This is a genomic window from Sphingomonas sp. MMS12-HWE2-04 (assembly GCF_044881185.1).
In the GTDB taxonomy this organism is placed as follows: Bacteria; Pseudomonadota; Alphaproteobacteria; order Sphingomonadales; family Sphingomonadaceae; genus Sphingomonas.
This window is the reverse complement of sequence record NZ_CP173254.1, coordinates 3,462,237-3,485,897: the sequence shown is the minus strand read 5'-3', so window position 1 is coordinate 3,485,897 and position 23,661 is coordinate 3,462,237. Positions and strand designations below refer to the sequence as shown.

Here is a 23,661-nt window from a genome sequence, read left to right as displayed (position 1 = left end):
AAATCCGGGTGGCGGGCGCGCGGGCGGGACGGTAGGGGGACGCTGCCCAAGAGGAGATGAACATGGCCTTGCCTGACTGGTCGACGATCCGCGCCCTTCCCGCCGCCCGCCTGACCGAGCTGTTCGCCGCCGATGCGAACCGCGTCGCGGCGCTGTCGGCCGACGTCGCCGGGATCCATTTCGACTGGTCCAAGACTCATTTGACGCCCGAGGCCGTTGCCGCCTTCTCGGCGATCGCCGAGACGATGGGCCTCGCTGCCAAGCGCGACGCGCTGTTCGCCGGCGCCGCGGTCAACGTCACCGAGGGCCGCGCCGCCGAGCACACTGCCGAGCGCGGCGAAGGCTCGCCCGAGAGCGTCACGCGCGCCCGCGGCTTCCACCTGCGGATGCGCGCGCTGATCGATGCTATCGAGGCCGAGGCGTTCGGCCCGGTGCGCCACATCCTCCATATCGGCATCGGCGGTTCGGCGCTGGGCCCCGACGTGCTCGTCGACGCGCTGGGCCGCGACATCGATCGCTACGACGTCGCGATTGTCTCCAATGTCGATGGCGTCGCGCTCGAGGACGCGCTCGATCGCTTCGACCCGAACGCCACGCTGATCGCTATCGCGTCGAAGACCTTCACCACCACCGAGACGATGCTCAACGCCGAGAGCGCGCTCGCCTGGATGGCCGAGGCCGGCGTTGCTGATCCCTATGGCCGCGTCGTCGCGCTCACTGCGGCGCCCGAAAAGGCCATCGAATGGGGCGTCGACGAGACCCGCGTGCTGCCCTTCGCCGAGTCGGTGGGCGGGCGCTATTCGCTCTGGTCCTCGATCGGTTTCCCCGCTGCGCTTGCGCTCGGCTGGGATGCGTTCGAGGAAATGCTCGAAGGCGCGGCCGAGATGGACCGGCATTTCCGCCTGACCCCGCTCGCGCAGAACGCGCCGGTGCTCGCCGCCTTTGCCGATCTTTATTACACCCAGGCACGCGGCTGCGAGACGCGCGCGACCTTCGCCTATGACCAGCGCCTTCGCCTGCTTCCCTCCTATCTCCAGCAGCTCGAGATGGAATCGAACGGCAAGCGCGTCACTGCCGAAGGCGTGGCCGTCGACTGGCCGACTGCGCCGATCACCTGGGGCGGCGTCGGCACCGACGCACAGCACGCGGTGTTCCAGCTGCTCCACCAGGGCACCCGGCTGGTGCCCGTAGAGTTTCTCGGCGTGATCGAGGCTGGCGACGCGCTGGCCGAGGATCATCACCGCCAGCTGCTGCTCAACATGTTCGCACAGGGCGCCGCGCTGATGGCCGGCCGGGCGAATGCCGACGAGGCGCGCGCCTATCCGGGCGATCGCCCCTCCTCGACGCTGCTGCTCGACGCGCTCGACCCGCGCACGCTGGGTGCGGTGCTGGCGTTCTACGAGCAGCGCACCTTCGTCAACGCGGTGCTGCTCGGGATCAATCCGTTCGACCAGTTCGGCGTCGAGCTCGGCAAGGAAATGGCCAAGGCGGCCGACCAGGGCGGCGATTTCGACGCGTCGACCACCGATCTCATCCAGCGGGCGTTCGGCTGATGGCGGGCGGCGACGAAGACTATGTCTATGACGAGGCGAGCGGGGAGTGGATCCCCGCCGCCGACGCTGCCGCCAAGGCCGAGGCCGGCGACACTGTCGAGGTCCGCGATTCGGTCGGCAACCTCCTCCAGGACGGGGATCAGGTCACGCTGATCAAGGACCTCACCGTCAAGGGCGCCGGCCAGACGCTCAAGCGCGGCACGCTGATCAAGTCGATCCGCCTGACCGGCGACGCGCAGGAGATCGACTGCAAATATGAAGGCATCAAGGGTCTGGTGCTGCGCGCCGAATTCGTCCGCAAGCGCTGAGCTTGTGGGGGGCGGCCGCAAGGCTTATGTGTATAGCTCGCGCAAGGAATACACATCATGCGAACCAATATCGAGATCGACGATAAATTGATGGCCGAAGCGATGGCCGCGCTGGGCGTTTCGACGAAGCGCGAGGCGGTCGAGAAGGCTCTGCAGGCCAGCGTCCGCGCCAAGCGCCAGCTCGACGCCTTGCGAGGCCTGAAAGGCATAGGCTGGGAGGGAGATCTCGATGATATGCGCACGAGCAAATATATCCCCGCTGCTGAATGATCCTCGTCGATAGCAGTGTGTGGATCGATCAGCTTTGCGCGCGAGAGACGCGGCAGACGATCGTCCTCGAGCAGCTGATAATAGGCACGCAGGAGATTGGCCTTGGCGATCTTATGATGGCCGAAGTGCTCCAGGGGACAAGGGACGCACGAGCTTATGCCGCCGCCATCGCGTTTCTTGGCGATTTTACCCGAGTTCAGATTTCGGATCACGTCGTGGCCGAGGCGGCGTCGCGTAACTATCTTCACTTGCGCCGGATGGGCATCACCATTCGCAAGACGATCGACACGCTGATCGCCACGCGCTGCATCCTCGACAATATCCCGCTGCTCTACAGGGACCGCGATTTCGATCCCTTCGTTCGGCATCTGGGCCTCAGAACCGCGTTAGACGACACCGGAGTGCATTGAATGGCCGATTATGATTACGACCTTTTCGTCATCGGCGCCGGCTCGGGCGGCACGCGCGCATCACGCGTTTCTGCGGCGTACGGCGCCAAGGTCGCGGTCGCCGAAGAGTATCGCGTCGGCGGCACCTGCGTGATCCGCGGCTGCGTGCCCAAGAAGCTGCTCGTCTACGGCGCGCATTTCGCCGAGGATCTGAAGGACGCGCGCCGCTTCGGCTGGGACGTCCCCGAATGCCGGTTCGACTGGGCGGTGCTGCGCGACAATGTTTTGGCGGACGTCGATCGGCTCAACGGCCTTTACACCCAGAACCTCCAGAATAACGGCGTCGAGATCATCGCCGAGCGCGCCACCGTCACCGGCCCGCACGAAGTGACGCTGGCCAGCGGCCGCACGGTCACCGCCAAATACATCCTGATCGCAGTCGGCGCGCATCCGCACGTCCCCGATTTCCCCGGCAGCGATCTCGGCATCACCTCGAACGAGGCCTTCCATCTCGATGCGCTGCCCAAGCGCGTGCTGATCGCCGGCGGCGGCTATATCGCCAACGAGTTCGCCGGGATCTTCAACGAGTTCGGCAGCCACGTCACCGTGGTCAATCGCAGCGAGGTGATCCTGCGCGGCTATGACCATTCGATGCGCGATCGGCTGCTGCAGATCTCGATCACCAAGGGGATCGATTTCCGCTTCCACTCCGAATTCAAGAAGATCGAGAAGCTCGAAAACGGCGCCCTGCGCGTCGAGCTCAGCAAATATGAGCCGATCGAAGTCGATTGCGTCCTGTTCGCCACCGGCCGTGTGCCCAACACCAAGGGGCTCGGCCTCGAAGAGGTTGGCGTCGAGCTCGACGACAAGGGCGCGGTCAAGGTCGATGCCGACAACCAGTCGAGCGTCGACAGCATTTACGCCGTGGGCGACGTCACCAATCGCGTCCAGCTCACGCCGGTGGCGATCCGCGAGGGCCAGGCCTTTGCCGACACGCTGTTCGGCGGCAAGCCGCACCAGGTCGACTATCACTGCATCCCGAACGCCGTGTTCAGCCATCCGCCGATGGCGGGCGTGGGGATGACCGAGTCGGAGGCCAAGAACAAGCTCGGCTCGGTCGCCATCTACCAGTCCGACTTCCGCGCGATGAAGAACGTCCTTGCCGGGCGGCACGAGCGCGCGCTCTACAAGATGGTGTGCGACGGCGTGACCAAGAAGGTCGTCGGGCTCCACATGATCGGCCCCGACGCGCCCGAAATCCTCCAGGCCGCGGCGGTGGCGGTCAAGGCCGGGCTCACCAAGGACGCCTTCGACCAGACCGTCGCGCTCCACCCGACCATGGCCGAGGAGCTGGTGCTGCTCAAATAGGCGCGCTCAGCTGTCGTGGGCGAGGATCGTATCGGCCTCGTCGAGCGGCACCGTCCCGGCGCGGCGCGAGAGCCAGGCGGTCGCGGCGATGTCCCAGGTGACGTTGCCGACGGTGCGCATGATGTCGGGCAGCGTCTCGACTGCGACGAGCAGGCCAAGCGGGCTCACCGGCGCGCCGATCGTCGCCGCCACCGGCGCGATCGCGCTGACATAGCTCACCGTGCCGGGCAGGCTGACCGAGCCGAGCGACGTCAGCGTCGCCACCACCACGCCCACTGCCAGCGTCGCCGGGCTCAGCGGAACGCCGAACCATTCGGCGACATAGATCGCCACCGCGAAGTTCATCGCCGGGCCGGTCGCGCGGAAGATCGCCACCGCAAGCGGCAGCGTCACGCCCGATACCGCCACCGGCACGCCGAGCTTGCTGGTCCCCTCGATCATCACCGGCAGCGTCGCCAGCGAGCTTTGGGTGCTCAGCGCCACGGCCTGGCTCGGCAGCGCGGCGCGGACATAGCGGCCCAGCCCGACGCGCGCGCCGAGCACCGCCACCGGATAGGCGAAGATCGTCACGGCAAGGCCCACGCCCGAGACGATCAGGATGTAATGGATCAGCGCGCCGAATGCGCCGGTGCCGGCCTTGGCGCCGACGACCAGCGCCAATGCGAACACGCCGATCGGGCCGACGAACAGCACCCAGTCGATCACCACCAGCATCACGTCGCGCAGCGCCATGAAGAAGTTCTTGAGCAGCGCCTGCGCCTCGGCGCCCACCCGCGTCATCGCGAAGGCGAAGATCAGCGAGAAGATGATCAGCGACAGGAAGGCGTTCTCGGCGGCCGCCTTGACGATGTTGGACGGGATGATCGCGGCAAGGAATTCGCCGATCGGGGGCACCGGGCCGATCTTCTCGGCGCCGGCCAGCGCGGCGCGCAGCGCGTCCGCCGATTCGCGCGGCAGCGGCGCGATATGGAGGAACAGCGGCGTCAGCACCGCGGCGGCGGCGGCCGAGAGGAACAGCACGACGACGTAAAGCGCGATCGCCCGGCCAGCCAGGCGACCCGCCTGCGCGGCCTCTGCGGTCGCGGCGACGCCGGTGATCAGCAGCGCGACGACCAGCGGCACGATCGTCATCTGCAGCCCGTTGAGCCAGGCCTGGCCGATCGGCTGCGCCCAGTCGGCGGCGGTCAGCGCGGCGGCGGGCGCATAGGCGGCCAGCAGCGCGCCGACGATCAGGCCGACGATCAGTGCCAGGAGAATACGGGTTGGTTGCGACATGCTCGCCCTTTAGCTTTTCGGGCGCTATCAGGGCACCTCGATTGGGATGCAACGTCGCGAGAAGACGCGGAATGGCAAGAAAATATTTCGGTACCGACGGGATTCGCGGGCTGACCAATGTCGCCCCGATGACGGCGGCGATGGCGATGAAGGTCGGCATGGCCGCCGGGGCGCATTTTGTGCGCGGCGATCACAAGCACCGCGTGGTGATCGGCAAGGACACCCGCCTGTCGGGCTATATGCTCGAAAACGCGATGGTCGCGGGGTTCACCAGCGTCGGCATGGATGTCGTCCTGGTCGGCCCGATGCCCACGCCGGCGGTGGCGATGCTCACCCATTCGATGCGCGCCGATCTCGGCGTGATGATCTCGGCGAGCCACAATCCGTTCGCCGACAATGGCATCAAGCTGTTCGGCCCCGACGGCTTCAAGCTCAGCGACGAGGACGAGCTGGCGATCGAGGCGCTGATCGATGGCGAGGTGCCGCTCGCGCCCGCCGACCAGATTGGCCGGGCGCGCCGCGTCGAGGATGCGCGCGGACGCTATATCCACTTCGCCAAGTCGACCTTCCCCGAGGACATGCGCCTCGACGGGCTCAAGGTAGTGATCGATTGCGCCAATGGCGCCGCCTATCAGGTCGCTCCCTCGGCGCTGTGGGAGCTCGGCGCGGAAGTGATCGCGATCGGCATCGAGCCCAATGGCAAGAACATCAACGATCGCGTCGGCTCGACCGCACCCGATACGCTGCGCGAAACCGTCGTGGCGTCGGGCGCGGCGATCGGCATCGCGCTGGACGGCGATGCCGACCGGCTGATCGTCGTCGACGAGACCGGCCGGGTAATCGATGGCGACCAGCTGATGGCGCTGATCGCCGGCGGCTGGGCGCGCGAGGGAAAGCTCGCCGGCGGCGGGCTGGTCACCACGGTGATGTCGAACCTCGGGCTCGAGCGGCATCTGGCCGCGCAGGGTCTCGGCATGGTCCGCACCAGCGTCGGCGATCGCTATGTCCTCGAGAAGATGCGCAGCTCGGGCTATAATGTCGGCGGCGAGCAGTCGGGGCACATCATCCTGTCCGATTATGCGACCACCGGCGACGGCCTCGTCGCCGCGCTCCAGGTGCTCGCCGAGCTGGTCCGCGCCGGCGCGCCCGCCAGCGAAGTGCTTCACCGCTTCGATCCGCTGCCCCAACTGCTCAAGAATGTCCGCTTCAAGGGTGGCAAGCCGCTCGACGACGCGCGGGTGAAGGACGTGATCGCCGGCGCCGAGACCGAGCTCGACGGCCGCGGCCGCCTCGTCATCCGTGCCTCGGGCACCGAGCCGGTGATCCGGGTGATGGCCGAGGGTGACGACAAGGCCCAGGTCGAGACGATCGTCGATCGGATCTGCGATGCCGTGCGTGCGGCGGCGGCCTGATATGCTGCGCGGCCTCGCCCTGCTCGTCGTGGCGGCGTTGCTGCCCGGGCCGGTATCGGCGCAGGCGGCGCCAGACTACCGCGTCGTGCATGGCTGGCCGCAGCTGCCCGAGGGGCTGGCGCTGGGTGCAGTGGCAGGCGTCGGGGTCGACTCGAAGGGTCTTGTCTGGGTGTTCCAGCGTGCCGGGCGGCAATGGACCGATCCGCTGCCCAGCGATCCGATCGCGGCGCCCACGGTGGTCGCGTTCGATGGCGAGACCGGCAAAATCGCGAACGCCTGGGGCGACGGCCGCTTCGTCATGCCGCACGGGCTCAGCGTGGATGCGCAGGACAATATCTGGCTTACCGATGTCGCGCTCCACCAGGTGTTCAAGTTCAGTCCCGAGGGCAAGTTGCTGCTCAGCCTGGGCGAGGCCGGGGTGCCCGGCACCGATGGCAAGCATTTCAACCGTCCGACCGATATTGCGGTGCTGCCCGACGGCTCCTTTTATGTCAGCGACGGCTATATCAATTCGCGCGTGGCCAAGTTCGCGCCCGATGGCCGCTTCCTCTTCGAATGGGGCGTGCGCGGCACTGCCACCGGCGCATTCGACTTGCCGCACGGGCTGGCAGTAGACGCGCAGGGCCGAGTCTATGTTGCGGACCGCGAGAATGACCGCATCCAGCGCTTTGACGGCAGGGGCAAGTTCCTCGATGCCTGGAAGTCGCCCGAGATGGGGCGGCCCTATGGCATCGCGTTGCTGCCCGGTGGGATGGCCGCAGTGATCGACGGCGGCGAGCAGCCCAAGCGCGGGCGCGATCGTTCGGCGGTAGCTATTCTTCGCCCGGACGGCAGCGTTGCCGCGCGCTTCGGCCGCTACGGCAATTATGACGGCCAGTTCCAGCAGGGGCACGACATCGCCGCCGACGCGCGCGGTAACCTCTTCGTCGTCGACATCGGCGGCGAGCGCGTCCAGAAATTCGAACGGATCCGCTGATGCTCGAGATGCGCCCCGACTGCGAACGCTGCGGCGTCGATCTCCCCGCCGACGAGGGCGGCGCGTTCATCTGCTCGTTCGAATGCACTTATTGTTCAGATTGTGCCGATGCGCTCGACGAAGCCTGCCCGAGCTGTGGCGGCGAGCTGCTCGATCGCCCGGCGCGTGTCGGCGCGGCATTGGCGAAACATCCGGCGTCGACCCAGCGCCGGTTCGAAGGGTGAGACGATGACTCCGCGCATCCTGATCATCGCCGGATCCAATTCGGGGGGCGGCGCCGGCATCCAGGCCGATATCAAGACCGTCACCATGCTCGGCGGCCATGCGATGACCGCGATCACCGCGATCACCGCGCAGAACACGCTGGGCGTCACCGGCGTCCACCCGGTTCCCACCGACATGGTGCTCGCCCAGATCGACGCCTGCGTCAGCGATATCGGCGTCGACGCGATCAAGATCGGCATGATCGGCTCGGCGCGCACCGCGCTGGCGCTCGCCGACAAGCTGGCCGAACTGCCCGGCGTGCCGGTGGTGTTCGATCCGGTGATGGTCGCGACCAGCGGCGCGACGCTGGCCGACGAGGCGACGATCGCCGCATTCGAACGGCTGATGGATCGCGCCACCGTCGTCACGCCCAACCTGCCCGAGCTCGCCGCGCTGGGCGGCAACCCCCATGGCCTCGTCGCGGCGCATCGCTGCGCCGTGCTGGTCAAGGGCGGCCATGGCGAAGGCGAGACGGTTACCGATCGGCTCTATTCGGCCGATCCCGAGGATCCGCCCGAGATCGAATGGAGCGATCCGCGGATCGATACCGACGCCACCCACGGCACCGGCTGCACGCTCTCCTCGGCGATCGCCTGCGGGCTCGCCGCCGAATGGGACTTGCCCGAAGCGATCGCCCGCGCGCGCCGCTTCGTTCGCATCGCGATGCGCGAGGCGCCTGGGCTCGGCCGCGGCCATGGCCCGATGGGACAGCAGGCGGTGCGGCTCGATCTCAACACCAGCTTCTTCGAGCCGATGCTCAACCAGGTGACGGTGCCCGCGCAGGACCTCGCCGCCAGCGAGAAATTCTACCGGCTGCTCGGCCTGCGCCAGGTCGTCCGCGCGAGCCCGCGCTATGCCCGGTTCGAAAGCGAAGGCGGCGCGACCTTCTCGATCGCCACCGATCCCGGCTACACCGCGCCGGTGGTCTATTTCGAATGCGGCGATCTCGACGTCACGGTCGCCTATCTCCAGCAGCAGGGCATAAAGTTCGAGGCCGAGCCCAAGGACGAGACCTGGGGCTGGCGCGAGGCGCGGCTGCGCGATCCGGCGGGCAATGCGGTTCGTCTCTACCAGGCTGGCGAGATGCGCCGCTTTCCGCCATGGCGCATCGAAAGCGACTAGAAACGACGATGCCCGATCTCAAGTTCGAACGGAAATATCAGCGGCTCCACAAGGGCCTGGTCGCCGGCGTCGACGAAGCCGGCCGCGGCCCGCTGGCCGGTCCGGTGGTCGCTGCCGCGGTCGTGCTCGATCCCAAATGCATCCCCGAAGGGATCGACAATTCGAAGGCGCTTACGGCTGCCAAGCGCGCGCGGCTGTGCGCCGAGCTGCTCGCCTGCGCCAAGGTCGGGCTGGGCGTCGCATCGGTCGAGGAGATCGATCAGCTCAACATCTTCTGGGCGACGATGCTGGCGATGACTCGCGCGGTCGGCGCGCTCGGCTTCGCGCCGGCCTTCGTGCTGGTCGATGGCAATCGCTGCCCCGATTGGGAGCATCAGAGCCACCCGGTGGTCGGTGGCGACGCGCTGTGCCTGTCGATCGCCGCCGCCTCGATCGTCGCCAAGCATCGCCGCGATTGCATGATGGAGGAGCTCGATGCGCTCCATCCGGGCTATGGCTGGAAATCGAACAAGGGCTATTCGGCGAGGTTTCACCAGGAAGCGCTGCGCACCCTCGGCCCCACCCCGCACCACCGCCGCAGCTTCGCCCCGGTCGCCCAGGCCGAACTCGATTTCGGGCCGGTCCCGGTGCTGCAGGTCCGCGCCTAGCGGCGCTTGCGCACCGCCGCGACGCCTTCCAGGATGTTCGCGACGACGAAATCGGGATCCTCGTGCGGAAGCCCATGGCCTGCCTTCGCCGCGATGTGCTGGACGGCGTTGGGCGACAGCGAGAGGAACTGCTTCTGTAGCCGCTGCGTGCCCGCCTCGAGCTGCACCGAGATCGCCTCGGGCAGGTCGGGGACCATCCGGTAAGTCGGGCTGTGCGTGGCCACGATCACCGGCTTGTCGCCAAGCGACTGGAGCGCAAGCGCCTGGCGGTTGCTGGCCAGCACGTCGAGCGATTCCGAGTTCATCGAAACGTCGCTGTCCATCCGTGCGAGAATGGCGCGCGCCTTGGCGACCAACTCCGGTTCGCCCGCGGCGGGCCCGGGAAGGATCGCACGCCATGTCGTGAACTGCTTGGGATGGGTGGAGGAGACCAGCACCAGTCCCGCGACCTGCTTCGGATAGCGGGCCGCGAACACCTGGGCATGCAGCCCGCCGATCGAATGGCCGACGAGCAGGAAGGGCGGCTTCACGCCGGCCTTTCGCAGCGCCGCTTCGAGGTCGGCGGCCATGTCCGCGCTGGTCCGTATCGCCCCCTTGGCCACCGGATCGCTGCCGCCCAGCCCGGCGCGGTCATAGAGGCAGGCCCGCGTCGTCGGCGCAATCCTGGCGGCGATGCCCTGCCATGCCTGGTCCTCGGCCGGCGCAGTGCCCATTCCGGCATCGATGACGACGGTCGGCGCGCCTTCGCCGCGGCACGCCAGCCGGATCGTTCGCCCGCCAATATCGAAGCGGCCGTTCTGCGCTGCGGCAGGTATTGCCGCGAGCAGCGCTGCCACGCCTAGACCGAATGCTGCTGCCTGCATGTGCCACGCTCCCGCGCTCGATCCTCCGCTAAAAGCGCCGAGGCTGCAAAATGCTTCAGCCCTCGAGATAATGCGGCTCGGGCCGCACGCGCAGCTCTTCGAAATGGACCAGCGCCGGTTCGGGCCCGAGCGGCACCGGCACCCCGCCGCGAAACGCCCATTCGCCGCGATCGCAATCCTCGGCGCGGACATAGCCGTTGATGTAGAGCCGCCGCTTGTGCGCCGATCGGTTGGTCCCCGAGCCATGGACCAGATAGGGGCTCCATAGCGCAAGGTCGCCCGGCGCGAGCAGCAGATCGACGGCATCGGCATCCGACAGTCCCGCCGCTTCCAGCGCATCGCCGGTCATCGCGTTGCCGAGCACTTCGCCGCTGGTGTCGAGCGCCAGCGGGCCGTGGACGTGGCTGCCGGGAATGAACCGCATGCAGCCCGATTCGCGCGTGTGCGGATCGATCGCCAGCCCGGTCTGGACATAGGAGGTGCCAAGGTTGCGATACGCAGCCTCGGGCCGGCGGAAGCGCAAATCCTGGTGCCAGGCGAAATCGCCCAGGCTGCCCGGCGCCTTCCAATGGACTTGGTTGATGATCTGTGTGAGGCTGTCGCCGATCAGTGGCGCCAGCACCTCCACGAAGCGCGGATCGCGGCGCACCGCCTCGAGCATCGGCTGATGATAGGACGGCCATTGCACCATCCGCACCAGCGGCGCGCCATCGTTGCCGGGGGCGACATTATAGAACAGATTGCCATGGCGGAAGCTGCGGCCATGCGCGGCCCCCTCGGCCTCGATCTGGTCGGTCGCCGCGGTGAGCAGCGCGACTTCGTCGACCGAAAACAAGCCGCGGATCACCGCATAGCCGTCGCGTCGATAACGCGCGACCAGCGCTTGGGAATCTGACGCGTCCACAAAAACTCCTCGCCGTGTCAGCGGAAGAATGCGGCGGTGCGCGGCGCAATTCCAATAGCGTGCACGGGCCCGCCAATGCCCCGCGGCTATGGTCTCCCGCGCTGCAGCAAGGTCAGCGCTACTGACCTACTCGACAGCGGCTTTGAAATTTTATAACAAGGTTCGGAAATCGAGTCCGTGCGTTGTACCCGGCGACACGGCCCGCAATTCGGAGAGACTATGGACGCACCGCGCGCCAATCTGCCGCCGCTTTCGCTGCATGTGCCCGAGCCTCGCTTCCGCCCCGGCGACACCGCCGATTTCGCGGATGTCGACGTGCCGCCGGCAGGTTCCGCCCGCCGCCCCGACACCGCCGACAAGGCCGACAGTTTCCATGAACTCGCCTATACGCTGATCCGCGTCCTCGATGACGAGGGCAGGGCAGTCGGCCCGTGGAATCCGCGGCTCGATCCCGAGGCGCTGCGGAAGATGCTCCGCAGCATGGCGCTCACCCGCGCATTCGACGAGCGCATGTTTCGCGCCCAGCGCCAGGGCAAGACCAGCTTCTACATGAAGTCCACCGGGGAAGAGGCGGTCGCGGTCGCCGCGACCCTGGCGATGGCTGCCGACGACATGTGCTTCCCCTCCTATCGCCAGCAGGGCATCCTGCTCACCCGCGGCTATCCGCTGGTGCAGATGATGAACCAGATCTATTCGAACAAGGGCGATCCGCTCCAGGGCCGCCAGCTGCCGATCATGTATTCGTCGAAGGAATATGGCTTCTTCTCGATCTCGGGAAACTTGGCGACGCAATATCCCCAGGCGGTCGGCTGGGCGATGGCGAGTGCGGCCAAGGGCGACACCCGGATCGCTGCCACCTGGTGCGGTGAAGGCTCGACGGCAGAGGGTGACTTCCACTCGGCGATGACCTTCGCGACGGTCTACAAGGCGCCGGTCATTCTCAACGTCGTCAACAACCAATGGGCGATTTCGAGCTTTTCGGGCTTTGCCGGTGCCGAGGCGACGACCTTCGCCGCTCGCGCGCTCGGCTATGGCATCGCCGGGCTGCGCGTCGACGGCAATGATGCGCTCGCGGTCTATGCCGCCACGCAATGGGCGGCCGAGCGCGCACGGACCAACCAGGGCCCGACGCTGATCGAGCATTTCACCTATCGCGCCGAGGGGCACTCGACCTCCGACGATCCCACCGCCTATCGTTCGGCCGGCGAGCCCACGGCCTGGCCGCTCGGCGATCCGATCCGGCGGCTCAAGGATCACCTCATCGGCTTGGGCGAATGGGATGAGGAGCGCCATGCCGCGCAGGATCTCGCGCTCGCCGAGGAAGTGAAGCGCGCGCAGAAGGAAGCCGAGAAGAACGGGATTCTGGGCCACGGCATGCACCAGCCGTTCGATTCGATGTTCGAAGGGGTGTTCGAAGAACTGCCCTGGCACCTGAAGGAGCAGCAGCAGCAGATGCGCGACGAGCGGGCGAGTGCCGGCATATGAAGAGTCTCCTCGATCGCCGCACGCTGCTCAAGGGCGCCGCCGCATTGGGCGGCCTCGCGCTGCTCCCCTCGGGCCTGCTGGCCGCCATCGCCGGACCCGAAACAGTCGAGGTCGATGCGACGCCTGCCCGCAAGGCGACGCTCAGCATCTGGCGCCCGGCGGGCACGCCACACGGCGTGCTGCTGTTCTCGACCGGCCATGGCTCCTGGCCCGAACGCTATGAGGCGATGATCGGCGGGATGGTCGCCGATGGCTATGCCGTGATCGCGCCGCTCCATGTCGATTCGATGCACTATGCGGATCGCGAGAAATTCGATTCGCGCACCGGCTTCTTCGCGCGGATCGAGGACATGAAGGCGGCCAGCGCGCATGCCGCCAAGGCCTTTCCCGGCGTGCCCGTCGCGGCGATGGGGCACAGCTATGGCTCGCTGATCGGGCTCGGCATGGGCGGCGCGCTCGCCAATCTGCTGCCGCTGCGCGATCCCAGCGTCACCGCGGTGCTCGCCTTCTCCTCGCCCGGCCTGATCCCCGGCGTGGTGCGTCCCGGCGCCTGGGCCTCGCTCGCCGTGCCCGCGATGCTGATCACCGGCACCAACGATCTGGTCGAGGGCTTCGTCACCAATCCCGCCGACCATCTCCAGCCGATCGAGCAGAGCCCGGCGGGCGACAAATATGCGCTGGTGATCAAGGACGCCGGCCACGGCCTGGTCGGTGAGCCCGACACCTCGGCCTATAAGCGCGCGCGCATGGCGGCCAGCCTGTTCCTCGGCGCCTATGTCCCGCCCAAAAAATCCTTCCGCACCGCGCTGGAACTCATGCCCGTCGCGCCCGGGGACCGCTTCCTCGTGCGGAAGGCCTGATCCGATGGCCCGCATGAATATGATCCAGGCGATCAACTCGGCGATGGACGTGATGATGGATCGCGATCCCGACATCGTCGTGATGGGCGAGGATGTCGGCTATTTCGGCGGCGTGTTCCGCGCCACTGCCGGGCTCCAGGCGAAATATGGCAAGACCCGCGCCTTCGATACGCCGATCACCGAGATCGGCATCGTCGGCGTCGCGATCGGCATGGCCGCCTATGGCCTGCGCCCGGTCCCCGAAATCCAGTTCGCCGATTATATCTATCCCGCGCTTGATCAGCTCGTCTCGGAAGCCGCGCGGCTGCGCTATCGCTCGGCGGCAGACTTCACCGCGCCGATCACGGTGCGCAGCCCGTATGGCGGCGGCATCTTCGGCGGCCAGACCCACAGCCAGTCACCCGAGGGCATCTTCACGCACGTTTCCGGCATCAAGACGGTGATCCCCTCGACGCCGTACGACGCCAAGGGGCTGCTGATCTCCGCGATCGAGGACAATGATCCCGTCCTCTTCCTCGAGCCCAAGCGCATCTATAACGGCCCGTTCGACGGCCATTATGATCGCCCCTCGAAGAACTGGTCGGCGCATCCGGCGGGCGAAGTGCCCGAAGGCCATTACCGCGTCGATCTCGGCAAGGCGGCGACCGTCCGCGCCGGCGAGGCGGTCACGATCCTGTGCTACGGCACGATGGTCCATGTCGTCGCCAGCACGGTCGAGGAACTCGGCGTCGATGCCGAGATCATCGATCTGCGCACGCTGGTGCCACTCGACATCGAGGCGATCGAGGCGTCGGTGAAGAAGACCGGGCGCTGCATGATCGTCCATGAGGCGACGCGCACCTCGGGCTTCGGCGCCGAGCTTTCCGCGCTCGTCCAGGAACGCTGCTTCTACCATCTCGAAGCCCCGATCGAACGCGTCACCGGCTTCGACACGCCCTATCCGCACAGCCTCGAATGGGCCTATTTCCCGGGACCGGTACGCATCGGCACGGCGCTCAAGAAGATCCTGAAGGACTGACATGGCACGCTTCACTTTCCGCCTTCCGGACATTGGCGAAGGCATCGCCGAGGCCGAGATCGTCGCCTGGCACATCAAGGTCGGCGATCGCGTGTCGGAGGACCAGCAAGTCGCCGACATGATGACCGACAAGGCCACCGTCGAGATGGAATCGCCCGTCTCCGGCGTGGTGGTCGAGCTGGCCGGCGAGGTCGGCGATCAGGTCGCGATCGGCTCGGCGCTGGTGGTGATCGAAACCGACGCGGAGGCGGCCGAGACGCCGGTCGAGGAACAAGTCGAGGCCGAGAATCCCGGGGTCGAGGAGGTTGCAACTCCCCTCCCTGCAAGGGAGGGGCCGGGGGTGAGTGCGAGCGCAAGCGAGCCGACCACGTCTGCGCCAAAGGCTGACGCCGGGGCATCGAGCCCCGCCGCCAGCGAACCCACCCCCAGCCCCTCCCTTTCAGGGAGGGAAGAGAAGATCCTCGCCTCGCCCGCCGTCCGCGCGCGCGCGAAGGACCTCGGCGTCGATCTCGCCGCGGTGAAGGCCGACGGCAACCATGTCCGCCACGCCGATCTCGACGCCTATCTCCGCTACGGCCAGGGCCAGGGCTATCAGCCCCCGCACGCCAGCCGCGCCCGCGAGGATGCGGCCGTCAAGGTCATCGGCATGCGCCGCCGCATCGCCGAGAACATGGCCGCCTCGAAGCGCCAGATCCCGCATTTCACCTATGTCGACGAGATCGACGTGACTGCGCTCGAAGCGATGCGCGGCGATCTCAATGCCAATCGCGGCAATCGCCCCAAGCTGACGATGCTGCCGTTCCTGATCGTCGCGATCTGCCGGACGATCCCCGATTTCCCGATGCTCAACGCGCGCTATGACGACGAGGCCGGCGTCGTCACCCGCCATGGCCGCGTCCATCTCGGCATGGCGACGCAGACCGATGCCGGGCTGATGGTCCCGGTGATCCGCGACGCGCAGGACAAGAATGTCTGGCAGCTCGCCACCGAGATCACCCGCCTCGCCGAGGCCGCGCGCACCGGCAAGGCGAAGTCGGAGGAACTGAGCGGCTCGACGCTTACCGTGACTTCGCTCGGGCCCTTGGGCGGCATCGCCACCACCCCGGTGATCAACCGCCCCGAAGTCGCGATCATCGGCCCCAACAAGATCGTCGAGCGCCCGATGTTCCATGGCGACGACATCGTCCGCGCCAAGCTGATGAACCTGTCGATCAGCTGCGATCACCGCGTCGTCGATGGCTGGGATGCGGCCAGCTATGTCCAGGCGGTCCGGAAACTGCTCGAAACCCCCGTGCTGCTCTTCGCCGATTGATGCACTGGCGGCAGATGACCGCGGGCGACCTCGACGGCGTCGTCGCGGTCGCGGCCGTGGCCTTCCCCGATCATCCCGAGGGCCGCGCCTGCTTCGCCGAGCGCCTCGCGCTGGCGCCGGAGACCTGCTTCGTCCTCCAAGGCGGGGAGGGCGTGGCCGGCTATCTGATCGCCTATCCCTGGCCGCTCGGCAGCATCCCCCCGCTCGACACCTTGCTCGGCAGCCTGCCCGCCGATCGCGCGGCCTGGTATCTCCACGATCTCGCCTTGCTGCCCGAAGCCCGCGGCACCGGCCAGGCGGCGGCGGGGCTGGCGCTGCTGTTCGCCCGCATCGGCGGTTCGATCGCCCTGGTCTCGGTCAACGAGTCCGCCGCCTTCTGGCGCAGCCACGGCTTCGTCGAGACCGAGTTGGCCAGTCTCTCCAGTTATGGCCCCCATGCGCGTTACATGGTGCGAGGCGTCACAAAAGCGGGCTAGGCTCGCGGCGATGCACTTCGATGTCCTCCAGTCGGTCAGCCTCGCGGGCGACCTCGCCGTCCCCAATGACGATCGCGCCGGCGCCGGCCATGTCCATGGCTGGGTGATCGACGGCGCCACCGATCTCGGGCCCCCCGGGCTGGTCGGCGCGCGCGGCGGCGCTGCCTGGCTGGCGAACGAAGCGCAGGCGGCGTTCACGGCCTCCCCCGCCGCCTCGCTCGACACGCTCTACGCCGATGTCGCCGCGCACATCCTCGCGGCCTGGGAGCGCGATCGCACCCGTGAGCCCGCAGGCCTATGGGAACGCCCGCTCGCCTCGGCGCTCGCGGTCCACCTCGCCGGCGACGGCCTCGACTGCGGCTGGCTCGGCGATTGCGCCGGCTTCCTCTGGTCAAAGGGCCAGGTCACTCGGCTCGGCCCGGCCAAGGATCCTGCCGAAGGCCTGCGCGCCGCCGCCCTCGCCCGGCACGGCCTCGGCAGCCCCAAGCGCTCGGCCCCGATCCTCGCGGACCTGCGCGCGACCCGCGGCCATGCCGGCATGCGCGTGCTCAGCGTCAACGCGCAGCACATGCAGACGCTCGATCGCAGCCGGCTCGCCTGCGCCCCCGGCGACGAGCTCTTCCTGATGACCGATGGCTTCGCGGCGTTGATCGACACGTACGGCGTCGAAGACGATGCCTCGCTGGTCGCAGCGATCCGCACGCGCGGTCTCGCCGCGGTCGCACAGGCATTGCGCGCGATCGAGGCGGACGACGCCGCCTGCGTCCGCTATCCGCGCTTCAAGACCTCGGACGACGCCACCGCGCTCTGGCTGCGCATCGGCGGCTGAGCGCTAGCCGCTGGTATAGACCGAGCGGCTGAGCGCATCGCGCACCATTTCGCGGCCCGAGGTGAAGCGCTCGGCCGCCGCGCCGTTGATCGCGCCCAGCCCGTCGGCGAGCATGCGCTGCCTGACCTGCACCTGGGCGAACACCGCCGCATCGCTGCCGCTGCCAAAGCCGAAATAGCCCATATTGTTGGTCCAGCGCTTGCCCGCCAGCATCGTGCACAGCGCGGTGCTCGCGTCGAGCATCGCCTGCTGGTTGGCGAGCAGCGCGGCGCCATCGGGGCCCTGCGCCACCAGCGCGATGCCCTGCCGGGCCGAAGCCGGCAGGCTGGCGGTATCGATCGCCTTGGCCAGCGCGGCATGACGCTCGCCGCGGCGCTTCGCCTGGTCGGCGGCAAGCTGCTTCAATCCGGCGATCACGCCGCAATTCTCGATCAGCCGCGGGTCCTGCTGGAGCAGATAGGGGCTGTTGAGGTTGCCCAGCCCCGCCTTGCCCATCGCCGCGCCGAGTTCGCGCGCATCGCCGCCATCGGCCTGCACCGTCTGCGCATAGAGCTTGGAGATCGGCCCGCGTCCGGCGATCCCCTGCGGCAGCTTGGGCGATCCCTCGGGCCCCAGCTCGAGTTCGGCGAAGCTGCTCGCGTCGGCGCGCGCCCAGCTCTCATACTGGCCGTGCATCACGAAGCCTGCGCCCGCGCCCGCGGCGAGCAGCACTGCCAGCGATCCCGCCACCCAGGGCAGCGCCGAATGCCGCGTCGTCGAGAGATAGCCGATCAGCCAAAGCACCGCGCCGATCAGTGCCCCGCCCGCCAGCAGCACGCCCAGCGGCTGCTCGGGCACGATCCACGGCCCGGCGATCGCCGCCAGCACCAGCGCCGCGCCGCCGGCCAGCGTCGCCACCACCGGCTGGCCATAGCGCGCCGAGTCCCGCGCCGGTTCGCTCGTCTCTTCGATCATGAAATTTCCCCCTGGCGGGCAAATTATCTCGACGCGTCGCGGGCGCAATCCCCCTTTTTTGATCGCCAGCTTTGCCGGCGCCAAGCGCGCCTTGCTTGCGCCGCCCGCCGTGATGCGGTGAAGGGAAGCGCATGCACCAGACCAACGCCCCCGATCGCGCCGGCATCGCCCTTGCCATCGGGTCCTATGCGATCTGGGGCGTGCTTCCGATCTATTTCCACCTGCTCTCGGGCGTGCCGGCGCTCCAGGTCCTGTCGCACCGCGTCGTCTGGTCGGTGGTGCTGCTGGTGCCGATCGTGCTGGCGCTGCGCCGCGGCCGCGCCGTGCTCGCCGCCGCGCGCGGCCGCACCTTGCTCTATCTGATCGCCAGCGCCGCGCTGATCGCGGTCAACTGGCTCGTCTATATCTGGGCGGTCCAGCACGGCCATGTGCTTGAGGCGAGCCTGGGCTATTTCATCAATCCGCTGGTCAGCGTCGCGCTCGGCATCTTGGTGCTCGGCGAACGGTTGCGGCGGCTGCAGGGCGTGGCGATCGGCTTTGCCGGGGTCGGCGTGGTGATCCTCGCGGTCAGCGGGGGCGGGGCGATCGGCATCTCGATCGCGCTGGCGCTCAGCTTCGCCTTTTACGGGCTGGTGCGGAAGGTCGCGGCGATCGATGCGCTGGGCGGGCTCACCGTCGAGACGGTGCTGCTCACCCCGCTCGCCGCCGGCTGGTTGCTCCACGCCGCGCAGGCCGGCACCACCGGCTTCGGCACGTCACCGGGCACCAACGCGCTGATCCTCGCCGCCGGGGTGATCACCGCGACGCCGCTGCTGATGTTCGCCGCCGCCACCCGCCGGCTGCCGCTGTCGATGATGGGCTTGCTTCAATATATCGCGCCGACGCTGCAATTCTGCGTCGCGCTCGCGCTCGGCGAGCCGCTCCACTTGGTCCACATCGTCACCTTCGCGCTGATCTGGACCGGCTGCGCGCTGTTCACCTGGGACAGCGTCCGCGCGGCGCGGGCGCGGATTTAGGGTGTGAATCGAGAAGGGCGGGATGGCAGGAACTGGGTGGAAAGCTGCCATTGGCTTCCGGCTCACTAAAGGTCTATCCTGCCCCGATGGCGCGCACTCAGCAGACTTTCACAAATCGCAAGGATGGAGCGATCTATGTTTCCGTCGAACCATGGCCTGAGTGCTTTGAGCTTGAACCCGGCGACAAACTGACGCTCGTTTGGGACGCTTCGACAACTGGCGATGCTATGCAAGTCGACTTCATCAACGAACGCGAACTAGTTGTCTGGCCAGGCGGGGCGATCGACGACATCACTTACCTCTTTAGCGGCGAACCCGGCGAAGATCGAAGTTGGACATTCAAGCACCGCTGATGGCCGCAATTGGGCGATAGCTGACCGTCGGCTTTCGCGATCCGCTTGTGCAACGCGAATGTCCGAGATGGGTGGAAAGCGGACCTTCTCTTCGTCACCCCGGGCTTGACCCGGGATCCCGCTTCTTTTTGCTCTTGGCAGGGATCAAGGGCTTCAATCCCGAGCGGCATGCTCTGTTCGAGCCTCTCGCCAACTCCAGAAGAAGCGGGACCCCGGCTCAAGGCCGGGGTGACGGAAACAGGAACGTCGGCAATTGGGGCGATAGCCGACGTCACCAATCGCGCGCGCCCTATTGATAGCGCAGCGTCTTCTCGAACCCTTCATTGGCCTTGGTCATCTTCGCCAGCTTCCGCAGATGCCCACGAACATGCCGTTCGCACCGCACATCGTCATAGATCCCGGTCACCGGATACCCGTCCTGCGCAATCAGCGCCTTCAGCCGCTTGGCGAGCGCCGCCTGATCGTCGGTCTCGGCCGCATCCTTCAGCGCGCGGCACATCCATTCCTCGGCCGCGGCCTGGTCATACTCGTCCCGCGCCTCATAGCCGCGCCGGTCCGCCGCCGCCTGGTCGAGCCGTGCCGCCGCCAGCCGGCGCTCCAGCCAGTTGCGCACCTGTTCGCCATTCCATGGCTTTTCCGCACTCGTCATCGCGCTCTCCTGTTCGGCCTGACCCTTGCCGCACCCGGCAGCCGAGGAACAGCCGTCACGCATGTTCAACCAGATGGTTGACTAATAGAGCGAGGCGGGAATATTAAACCACATGGTTGAACGACTCGACGCCACCTTCCACGCGCTCTCCGATCCCACCCGGCGCGGCATGCTCGCCGCGCTTACCCTGGGCGAGCAGTCGATCGGCGCGCTCGCCGAGCCGCTGGCGATGAGCTTCGCTGGCGCGTCGAAGCATGTGAAGGTGCTCGAAGGGGCAGGGCTGGTCACGCGCCGCAAGGTCGGCCGCACCCAGTTGTGCCGGCTCAACCCCACGCCCCTCGCCGAGGCCGAGCAATGGCTCAAACAGTGGGAGACCTTCTGGAACACGCGGCTCGACACGCTCGAGGCGCTGCTGCGCGAGGAGCCGAAATGACCAAAGTCACGCCTTTCCTGATGTTCCAGGGCGGCAAGGCCGAGGCCGCGCTGAACTTCTATGTCGAAACCGTGCCCGGTAGCCGCATCGAAGCGATCGAGCGCTTCGGCGCCCAAGGCCCCGGCCCCGAAGGCACGGTGTTGCGCGCCGAGGTCGTGCTCGCCGGCCAGCCGGTGATGGCGCATGACAGCTTCGTCGCCCACGATTTCGATTTCACGCCGTCCTTCTCCTTCTTCGTCGCGTGCGACGACCGCGCCGAATTCGATGCGCTGTTCGCCGCGCTGTCCGAGGGCGGGCAGGTGCTGATGCCGCCGGACTTTATGGCTGGAGCACGCGCTTTGGCTGGGCCAGCGATCGCTTCGGCGTCTCGTGGCAGGTCAATCTCGCATGAGTGACGCGATCGTCCTCACCATAACGCGCGAATTCGCCGCTGCGCCTGAGCGCGTGTTCGATGCCTGGCTCGATCCGGCGATTGCCGGGCGCTTCCTGTTCGCCACGCCCGATGGCATGATGCAGACCGTCGAGATCGACGCGCGCGTCGGCGGGCAGGCGCTGATCGTCGAGCGCCGGGCGGGCGGCGATGCCCGCCATCGCCTGCGCTTCGAGGAAATCGATCGTCCGCGCCGCCTCGTCTTCCTGTTCTCGGCCGATCCGGCGGAGGCGGGGCAGTGGACCCGCGTGGCGATCGACATCGCGCCCGGCGCTGCGGGCTGCACGCTCACGCTCACCCATCAAATGGACCCCGCCTGGGCCGCTTACGAGGACCAGACCCGCAAGGGCTGGACGACGATCCTCGAAGGCCTGGCACGCACTCTGGAGACGGACAATGGCTGACACGCTTTCTTCCGACACGATCACCGCGCAGACACTACGCTTCGAACGCGATCTCGCCGCGCCGATCGAGACGGTGTGGGACTATCTGATCGATCCCGAACTGCGCGCGCGCTGGCTGATGGGTGGCCCCACCGATCCGCACGCGGGCGGCAAGCTGGGCTTCACCTTCAATCATGATGCGCTGTCCGACGAGGCCGTGCCGGCGCCGGAGCGCTATGCGGGCAACCAGGGCAAGGCCTGGTCGGAAACGATCACCCAGATCGATCCGCCGCGGCTCCTCGTCTTCACCTGGAACGATGGCGATGCCGGCGAAGTGACGATCGAACTGGTCGAGGCAGGGTCGGGGCGCACCCGGCTGACGCTCACCCATGCCGGGCTGCGCGGGCCGGGCGATGCGAAGAATTTCGGCGGCGGCTGGGGTGCGCATCTCGCGGTGCTCCAGAAGCGGTTGGCCGGCGAGCCGGTCGCCAATTTCTGGGCGCTCCATGCCGAGTCCGAAGCGCGCGCGGCGGCGGCAGTCGGCCTCGACTAAAGATCCTCCCCGAAACGGGAGGGAAGCGCAGGGCGTGGTGGAGGGGGATCGCCGCAAGCAATTCCCTTTTCATCGCGGATGAGCTGGCCGCGCTGTCCTACACCCGCCCAGCCATGCTAGGCCAAGCGTCGTTCTTTGAACCCGTCAAAGCGCCGGTCCCCCGCCGCGCAACAAACTTACCTTCCCGCGCAACGGAATTTCACGATTCGCATGCATTCTGCGACTCTAAGCCGCAATTTTCCTACAACCTGCGCGAAATCAGCAGCTTGGCGCCCCCCCCCGCAAGCGCGCCGGCGGCGCCCTAACCGGACAAATCGCCGTATAACGCGTCGAAACTTGTTCAATCCTGCGGAATTTCGAACAATCCCGCCGCGCCCATGCCGCCTGCGGTGCACATCGAGACGACGACGAATCGCACCCCGCGCTTGCGTCCCTCGATCAGCGCATGCCCCACCAGCCGGCTCCCGGTCATGCCGAACGGATGCCCGATGGCGATCGCGCCGCCATTGACGTTGAGCGTCTCGGGATCGATCCCCAGCGTGTTGCTGCAATAGAGGCACTGGCTCGCAAACGCCTCGTTGATTTCCCACAGGCCGATGTCCCCGATCCTCAGCCCCGCCCGCTTGAGCAATTTCGGCACCGCGAATACCGGCCCGATCCCCATTTCGTCGGGCTCACAGCCCGCGACCTGGAAGCCGCGATAGATGCCTAGTATCTCCTTGCCTTCGGCTTCGGCGGCTTTTCGCTCCATCAGGATTTGCGCCGATGCGCCGTCGGAAAGCTGGCTGGCGTTGCCCGCGGTGACGTTTCTGCCCTGGGTCACGAACTGTCCGTCCCGCCACACCGGCCGGAGTGCCGCCAGAACCTGCTCGGTCGTGCCGCCGCGGATGCCTTCGTCCTGGGTCACCGTCACCGTCTCACTGCCGATGCGGTTGCCTGCTTTGTCGAGCAGCGCCTTTTCCACTGTGATCGGCACGATCTCCTCGGCAAAGGCGCCGCGCAGGAGCCCTGCCGCCGCGCGCTGCTGGCTCGTCGCCGCGAAGGCGTCCTGCGCGGCGCGGCTGATACCATAGCGTTCGGCGACGATCTCGGCGGTCTCGATCATCGGAATATACGCCGCCGGCACCCTTTCGGTCACCGATCGGTTCACATAGCGCGGGGCATTCTGCATCGTCAGGCTGATCGATTCCATGCCGCCGGCCAGCGCGACGTCGATCTCGTCGGTCATGATCGATCGTGCCGCCAGCGCGATCGCCGTGAGCCCCGATCCGCATTTCCGGTCGAGGCTGAAGGCCGGCACGCTGTGGGGGATGCCGGCGGCGAACAGCGCCATCCGCGCCATGTTGCCGCCCTGCGTTCCCCATTGGTTGCCCATGCCATAGAAGACGTCGTCGATCCGCGCGGGATCGATCCCCGCCCGTGCTACCGCCGCGTTCATCACATGCGCGGCGAGCACCGGCGCTTCGATATCGTTGAAAAAGCCGCGCCCCGCCTTGCCCACGCCGGTACGTGCCGTCGATACGATCACAGCCTCGCGCATGCCCGCTCCTCGGTTTGTT

28 protein-coding genes are annotated in these 23,661 nt (G+C 67.4%); 22 read left to right on the top strand and 6 right to left on the bottom strand.

All coding sequences use genetic code 11. The features are described from left to right. Positions 1-62 precede the first annotated feature (62 nt). Genes pgi through gor form a run of 5 tightly spaced genes read left to right on the top strand, consistent with a single transcriptional unit; the run spans position 63 to position 3,888 of the window. On the top strand, positions 63-1,553 hold the full coding sequence (pgi, locus tag AB2M62_RS16385; RefSeq protein WP_404335505.1) for a glucose-6-phosphate isomerase: 1,491 nt from the start codon (positions 63-65) through the stop codon (positions 1,551-1,553). Beyond that, positions 1,553-1,861 carry an alkylphosphonate utilization protein gene (locus AB2M62_RS16380; protein ID WP_404335504.1) on the top strand — a complete coding sequence of 103 codons (309 nt, stop codon included), beginning with the start codon at positions 1,553-1,555 and terminating at the stop codon, positions 1,859-1,861. The genes pgi and AB2M62_RS16380 overlap by 1 nt, the downstream gene beginning before the upstream one ends. 57 nt (positions 1,862-1,918) lie before the next feature. Next, on the top strand, positions 1,919-2,131 hold the full coding sequence (locus AB2M62_RS16375) for a type II toxin-antitoxin system VapB family antitoxin (RefSeq protein ID WP_404335502.1): 213 nt from the start codon (positions 1,919-1,921) through the stop codon (positions 2,129-2,131). Next, complete coding sequence (locus AB2M62_RS16370) at positions 2,128-2,541, top strand: PIN domain-containing protein (protein ID WP_404335500.1); 414 nt, start codon at positions 2,128-2,130, stop codon at positions 2,539-2,541. The genes AB2M62_RS16375 and AB2M62_RS16370 overlap by 4 nt, the downstream gene beginning before the upstream one ends. Then, positions 2,542-3,888 carry a glutathione-disulfide reductase gene (gor, locus tag AB2M62_RS16365; protein WP_404335498.1) on the top strand — a complete coding sequence of 449 codons (1,347 nt, stop codon included), beginning with the start codon at positions 2,542-2,544 and terminating at the stop codon, positions 3,886-3,888. A 6-nt stretch (positions 3,889-3,894) separates the two neighbouring features. Here gor and AB2M62_RS16360 read toward each other — a convergent pair whose 3' ends face one another. Continuing rightward, positions 3,895-5,163: a dicarboxylate/amino acid:cation symporter gene (locus AB2M62_RS16360; RefSeq protein ID WP_404335496.1), complete on the bottom strand. Its 1,269-nt coding sequence runs from the start codon at positions 5,161-5,163 to the stop codon at positions 3,895-3,897. Between the two features lie 71 nt (positions 5,164-5,234). Here AB2M62_RS16360 and glmM point away from each other — a divergent pair, with 71 nt between their 5' ends. The 5 genes from glmM to AB2M62_RS16335 are packed head-to-tail and all read left to right on the top strand — an operon-like array spanning position 5,235 to position 9,584. Continuing rightward, entirely contained in the window at positions 5,235-6,575 is a 1,341-nt protein-coding gene (gene glmM, locus AB2M62_RS16355) for a phosphoglucosamine mutase (RefSeq protein WP_404335495.1), read from the top strand. Position 6,576: 1 nt separating this feature from the next. Further along, positions 6,577-7,551 carry a peptidyl-alpha-hydroxyglycine alpha-amidating lyase family protein gene (locus tag AB2M62_RS16350; RefSeq protein ID WP_404335493.1) on the top strand — a complete coding sequence of 325 codons (975 nt, stop codon included), beginning with the start codon at positions 6,577-6,579 and terminating at the stop codon, positions 7,549-7,551. Then, the gene (locus tag AB2M62_RS16345; RefSeq protein ID WP_404335491.1) at positions 7,551-7,775 is read left to right on the top strand and encodes a DUF1272 domain-containing protein; all 225 of its coding nucleotides are present in this window, start codon (positions 7,551-7,553) and stop codon (positions 7,773-7,775) included. The genes AB2M62_RS16350 and AB2M62_RS16345 overlap by 1 nt, the downstream gene beginning before the upstream one ends. A 4-nt stretch (positions 7,776-7,779) precedes the next feature. Then, the gene (gene thiD / locus AB2M62_RS16340) at positions 7,780-8,937 is read left to right on the top strand and encodes a bifunctional hydroxymethylpyrimidine kinase/phosphomethylpyrimidine kinase (protein WP_404335489.1); all 1,158 of its coding nucleotides are present in this window, start codon (positions 7,780-7,782) and stop codon (positions 8,935-8,937) included. Between the two features lie 8 nt (positions 8,938-8,945). Beyond that, complete coding sequence (locus tag AB2M62_RS16335; RefSeq protein WP_404335488.1) at positions 8,946-9,584, top strand: ribonuclease HII; 639 nt, start codon at positions 8,946-8,948, stop codon at positions 9,582-9,584. Here the strand turns inward: AB2M62_RS16335 and AB2M62_RS16330 are convergent. Together AB2M62_RS16330 and AB2M62_RS16325 are read right to left on the bottom strand one after the other, a co-directional pair. Then, positions 9,581-10,447, bottom strand: coding sequence for an alpha/beta fold hydrolase (locus AB2M62_RS16330; protein ID WP_404335486.1), 867 nt, complete (start codon positions 10,445-10,447; stop codon positions 9,581-9,583). The genes AB2M62_RS16335 and AB2M62_RS16330 overlap by 4 nt on opposite strands. A gap of 55 nt (positions 10,448-10,502) precedes the next feature. Continuing rightward, positions 10,503-11,351: a phytanoyl-CoA dioxygenase family protein gene (locus tag AB2M62_RS16325; RefSeq protein ID WP_404335485.1), complete on the bottom strand. Its 849-nt coding sequence runs from the start codon at positions 11,349-11,351 to the stop codon at positions 10,503-10,505. Positions 11,352-11,570: 219 nt separating this feature from the next. Here AB2M62_RS16325 and AB2M62_RS16320 point away from each other — a divergent pair, with 219 nt between their 5' ends. From AB2M62_RS16320 to AB2M62_RS16295, 6 genes are read left to right on the top strand one after another with little or no spacing between them, the layout of a single operon-like run. Continuing rightward, positions 11,571-12,836 carry a 3-methyl-2-oxobutanoate dehydrogenase (2-methylpropanoyl-transferring) subunit alpha gene (locus tag AB2M62_RS16320; protein WP_404335484.1) on the top strand — a complete coding sequence of 422 codons (1,266 nt, stop codon included), beginning with the start codon at positions 11,571-11,573 and terminating at the stop codon, positions 12,834-12,836. Next, on the top strand, positions 12,833-13,696 hold the full coding sequence (locus AB2M62_RS16315; protein WP_404335482.1) for an alpha/beta hydrolase family protein: 864 nt from the start codon (positions 12,833-12,835) through the stop codon (positions 13,694-13,696). The genes AB2M62_RS16320 and AB2M62_RS16315 overlap by 4 nt, the downstream gene beginning before the upstream one ends. Positions 13,697-13,709: 13 nt before the next feature. Next, positions 13,710-14,714 (top strand): alpha-ketoacid dehydrogenase subunit beta, encoded by a 1,005-nt coding sequence (locus tag AB2M62_RS16310; protein ID WP_404339984.1) that lies wholly within the window; start codon positions 13,710-13,712, stop codon positions 14,712-14,714. Between the two features lies 1 nt (position 14,715). Beyond that, on the top strand, positions 14,716-16,026 hold the full coding sequence (locus tag AB2M62_RS16305; RefSeq protein ID WP_404335480.1) for a dihydrolipoamide acetyltransferase family protein: 1,311 nt from the start codon (positions 14,716-14,718) through the stop codon (positions 16,024-16,026). A gap of 14 nt (positions 16,027-16,040) precedes the next feature. Further along, positions 16,041-16,502 carry a GNAT family N-acetyltransferase gene (locus AB2M62_RS16300; RefSeq protein WP_404335478.1) on the top strand — a complete coding sequence of 154 codons (462 nt, stop codon included), beginning with the start codon at positions 16,041-16,043 and terminating at the stop codon, positions 16,500-16,502. A 10-nt stretch (positions 16,503-16,512) separates the two neighbouring features. Next, a complete protein-coding gene (locus AB2M62_RS16295) occupies positions 16,513-17,331 on the top strand; it encodes a protein phosphatase 2C domain-containing protein (RefSeq protein ID WP_404335477.1) in 819 nt (272 codons plus the stop codon). A 3-nt stretch (positions 17,332-17,334) separates the two neighbouring features. Here AB2M62_RS16295 and AB2M62_RS16290 read toward each other — a convergent pair whose 3' ends face one another. Then, the gene (locus AB2M62_RS16290; RefSeq protein ID WP_404335475.1) at positions 17,335-18,285 is read right to left on the bottom strand and encodes a hypothetical protein; all 951 of its coding nucleotides are present in this window, start codon (positions 18,283-18,285) and stop codon (positions 17,335-17,337) included. Between the two features lie 131 nt (positions 18,286-18,416). Here AB2M62_RS16290 and rarD point away from each other — a divergent pair, with 131 nt between their 5' ends. Then, positions 18,417-19,301, top strand: coding sequence for an EamA family transporter RarD (rarD, locus tag AB2M62_RS16285; protein WP_404335473.1), 885 nt, complete (start codon positions 18,417-18,419; stop codon positions 19,299-19,301). An 86-nt stretch (positions 19,302-19,387) separates the two neighbouring features. After that, a complete protein-coding gene (locus AB2M62_RS16280; protein WP_404335471.1) occupies positions 19,388-19,654 on the top strand; it encodes a hypothetical protein in 267 nt (88 codons plus the stop codon). Positions 19,655-19,943: 289 nt separating this feature from the next. Here AB2M62_RS16280 and AB2M62_RS16275 read toward each other — a convergent pair whose 3' ends face one another. Then, complete coding sequence (locus AB2M62_RS16275; protein WP_404335469.1) at positions 19,944-20,303, bottom strand: hypothetical protein; 360 nt, start codon at positions 20,301-20,303, stop codon at positions 19,944-19,946. Between the two features lie 112 nt (positions 20,304-20,415). Between AB2M62_RS16275 and AB2M62_RS16270 the strand changes: the two genes are divergently transcribed. Genes AB2M62_RS16270 through AB2M62_RS16255 form a run of 4 tightly spaced genes read left to right on the top strand, consistent with a single transcriptional unit; the run spans position 20,416 to position 22,102 of the window. Further along, positions 20,416-20,736 carry an ArsR/SmtB family transcription factor gene (locus tag AB2M62_RS16270; RefSeq protein WP_404335467.1) on the top strand — a complete coding sequence of 107 codons (321 nt, stop codon included), beginning with the start codon at positions 20,416-20,418 and terminating at the stop codon, positions 20,734-20,736. Continuing rightward, complete coding sequence (locus AB2M62_RS16265; RefSeq protein WP_404335465.1) at positions 20,733-21,131, top strand: VOC family protein; 399 nt, start codon at positions 20,733-20,735, stop codon at positions 21,129-21,131. Before AB2M62_RS16270 ends, AB2M62_RS16265 begins: the two co-directional genes overlap by 4 nt. Then, a complete protein-coding gene (locus AB2M62_RS16260) occupies positions 21,124-21,570 on the top strand; it encodes an SRPBCC domain-containing protein (RefSeq protein WP_404335463.1) in 447 nt (148 codons plus the stop codon). Before AB2M62_RS16265 ends, AB2M62_RS16260 begins: the two co-directional genes overlap by 8 nt. After that, on the top strand, positions 21,563-22,102 hold the full coding sequence (locus AB2M62_RS16255) for an SRPBCC family protein (protein WP_404335462.1): 540 nt from the start codon (positions 21,563-21,565) through the stop codon (positions 22,100-22,102). Before AB2M62_RS16260 ends, AB2M62_RS16255 begins: the two co-directional genes overlap by 8 nt. 340 nt (positions 22,103-22,442) lie before the next feature. Here the strand turns inward: AB2M62_RS16255 and AB2M62_RS16250 are convergent, their stop codons facing one another. Beyond that, positions 22,443-23,642 (bottom strand): thiolase family protein, encoded by a 1,200-nt coding sequence (locus AB2M62_RS16250; protein ID WP_404335460.1) that lies wholly within the window; start codon positions 23,640-23,642, stop codon positions 22,443-22,445. Positions 23,643-23,661 lie beyond the last annotated feature (19 nt).

Coding starts and splice junctions, on each gene's coding strand:
- AB2M62_RS16315 (WP_404335482.1), top strand. CDS start 12,833: ATGAAGAGTCTCCTCGATCGCCGCACGCTGCTCAAGGGCGCCGCCGCA.
- AB2M62_RS16350 (WP_404335493.1), top strand. CDS start 6,577: ATGCTGCGCGGCCTCGCCCTGCTCGTCGTGGCGGCGTTGCTGCCCGGG.
- AB2M62_RS16330 (WP_404335486.1), bottom strand. CDS start 10,447: ATGCAGGCAGCAGCATTCGGTCTAGGCGTGGCAGCGCTGCTCGCGGCA.
- AB2M62_RS16290 (WP_404335475.1), bottom strand. CDS start 18,285: ATGATCGAAGAGACGAGCGAACCGGCGCGGGACTCGGCGCGCTATGGC.
- AB2M62_RS16310 (WP_404339984.1), top strand. CDS start 13,710: ATGAATATGATCCAGGCGATCAACTCGGCGATGGACGTGATGATGGAT.
- thiD (WP_404335489.1), top strand. CDS start 7,780: ATGACTCCGCGCATCCTGATCATCGCCGGATCCAATTCGGGGGGCGGC.
- AB2M62_RS16375 (WP_404335502.1), top strand. CDS start 1,919: ATGCGAACCAATATCGAGATCGACGATAAATTGATGGCCGAAGCGATG.
- glmM (WP_404335495.1), top strand. CDS start 5,235: ATGGCAAGAAAATATTTCGGTACCGACGGGATTCGCGGGCTGACCAAT.
- AB2M62_RS16280 (WP_404335471.1), top strand. CDS start 19,388: ATGGCGCGCACTCAGCAGACTTTCACAAATCGCAAGGATGGAGCGATC.
- AB2M62_RS16320 (WP_404335484.1), top strand. CDS start 11,571: ATGGACGCACCGCGCGCCAATCTGCCGCCGCTTTCGCTGCATGTGCCC.
- AB2M62_RS16300 (WP_404335478.1), top strand. CDS start 16,041: ATGACCGCGGGCGACCTCGACGGCGTCGTCGCGGTCGCGGCCGTGGCC.
- AB2M62_RS16335 (WP_404335488.1), top strand. CDS start 8,946: ATGCCCGATCTCAAGTTCGAACGGAAATATCAGCGGCTCCACAAGGGC.
- AB2M62_RS16250 (WP_404335460.1), bottom strand. CDS start 23,642: ATGCGCGAGGCTGTGATCGTATCGACGGCACGTACCGGCGTGGGCAAG.
- AB2M62_RS16270 (WP_404335467.1), top strand. CDS start 20,416: ATGGTTGAACGACTCGACGCCACCTTCCACGCGCTCTCCGATCCCACC.
- gor (WP_404335498.1), top strand. CDS start 2,542: ATGGCCGATTATGATTACGACCTTTTCGTCATCGGCGCCGGCTCGGGC.
- rarD (WP_404335473.1), top strand. CDS start 18,417: ATGCACCAGACCAACGCCCCCGATCGCGCCGGCATCGCCCTTGCCATC.
- pgi (WP_404335505.1), top strand. CDS start 63: ATGGCCTTGCCTGACTGGTCGACGATCCGCGCCCTTCCCGCCGCCCGC.
- AB2M62_RS16265 (WP_404335465.1), top strand. CDS start 20,733: ATGACCAAAGTCACGCCTTTCCTGATGTTCCAGGGCGGCAAGGCCGAG.
- AB2M62_RS16255 (WP_404335462.1), top strand. CDS start 21,563: ATGGCTGACACGCTTTCTTCCGACACGATCACCGCGCAGACACTACGC.
- AB2M62_RS16295 (WP_404335477.1), top strand. CDS start 16,513: ATGCACTTCGATGTCCTCCAGTCGGTCAGCCTCGCGGGCGACCTCGCC.
- AB2M62_RS16305 (WP_404335480.1), top strand. CDS start 14,716: ATGGCACGCTTCACTTTCCGCCTTCCGGACATTGGCGAAGGCATCGCC.
- AB2M62_RS16370 (WP_404335500.1), top strand. CDS start 2,128: ATGATCCTCGTCGATAGCAGTGTGTGGATCGATCAGCTTTGCGCGCGA.
- AB2M62_RS16345 (WP_404335491.1), top strand. CDS start 7,551: ATGCTCGAGATGCGCCCCGACTGCGAACGCTGCGGCGTCGATCTCCCC.
- AB2M62_RS16380 (WP_404335504.1), top strand. CDS start 1,553: ATGGCGGGCGGCGACGAAGACTATGTCTATGACGAGGCGAGCGGGGAG.
- AB2M62_RS16275 (WP_404335469.1), bottom strand. CDS start 20,303: ATGACGAGTGCGGAAAAGCCATGGAATGGCGAACAGGTGCGCAACTGG.
- AB2M62_RS16360 (WP_404335496.1), bottom strand. CDS start 5,163: ATGTCGCAACCAACCCGTATTCTCCTGGCACTGATCGTCGGCCTGATC.
- AB2M62_RS16260 (WP_404335463.1), top strand. CDS start 21,124: ATGAGTGACGCGATCGTCCTCACCATAACGCGCGAATTCGCCGCTGCG.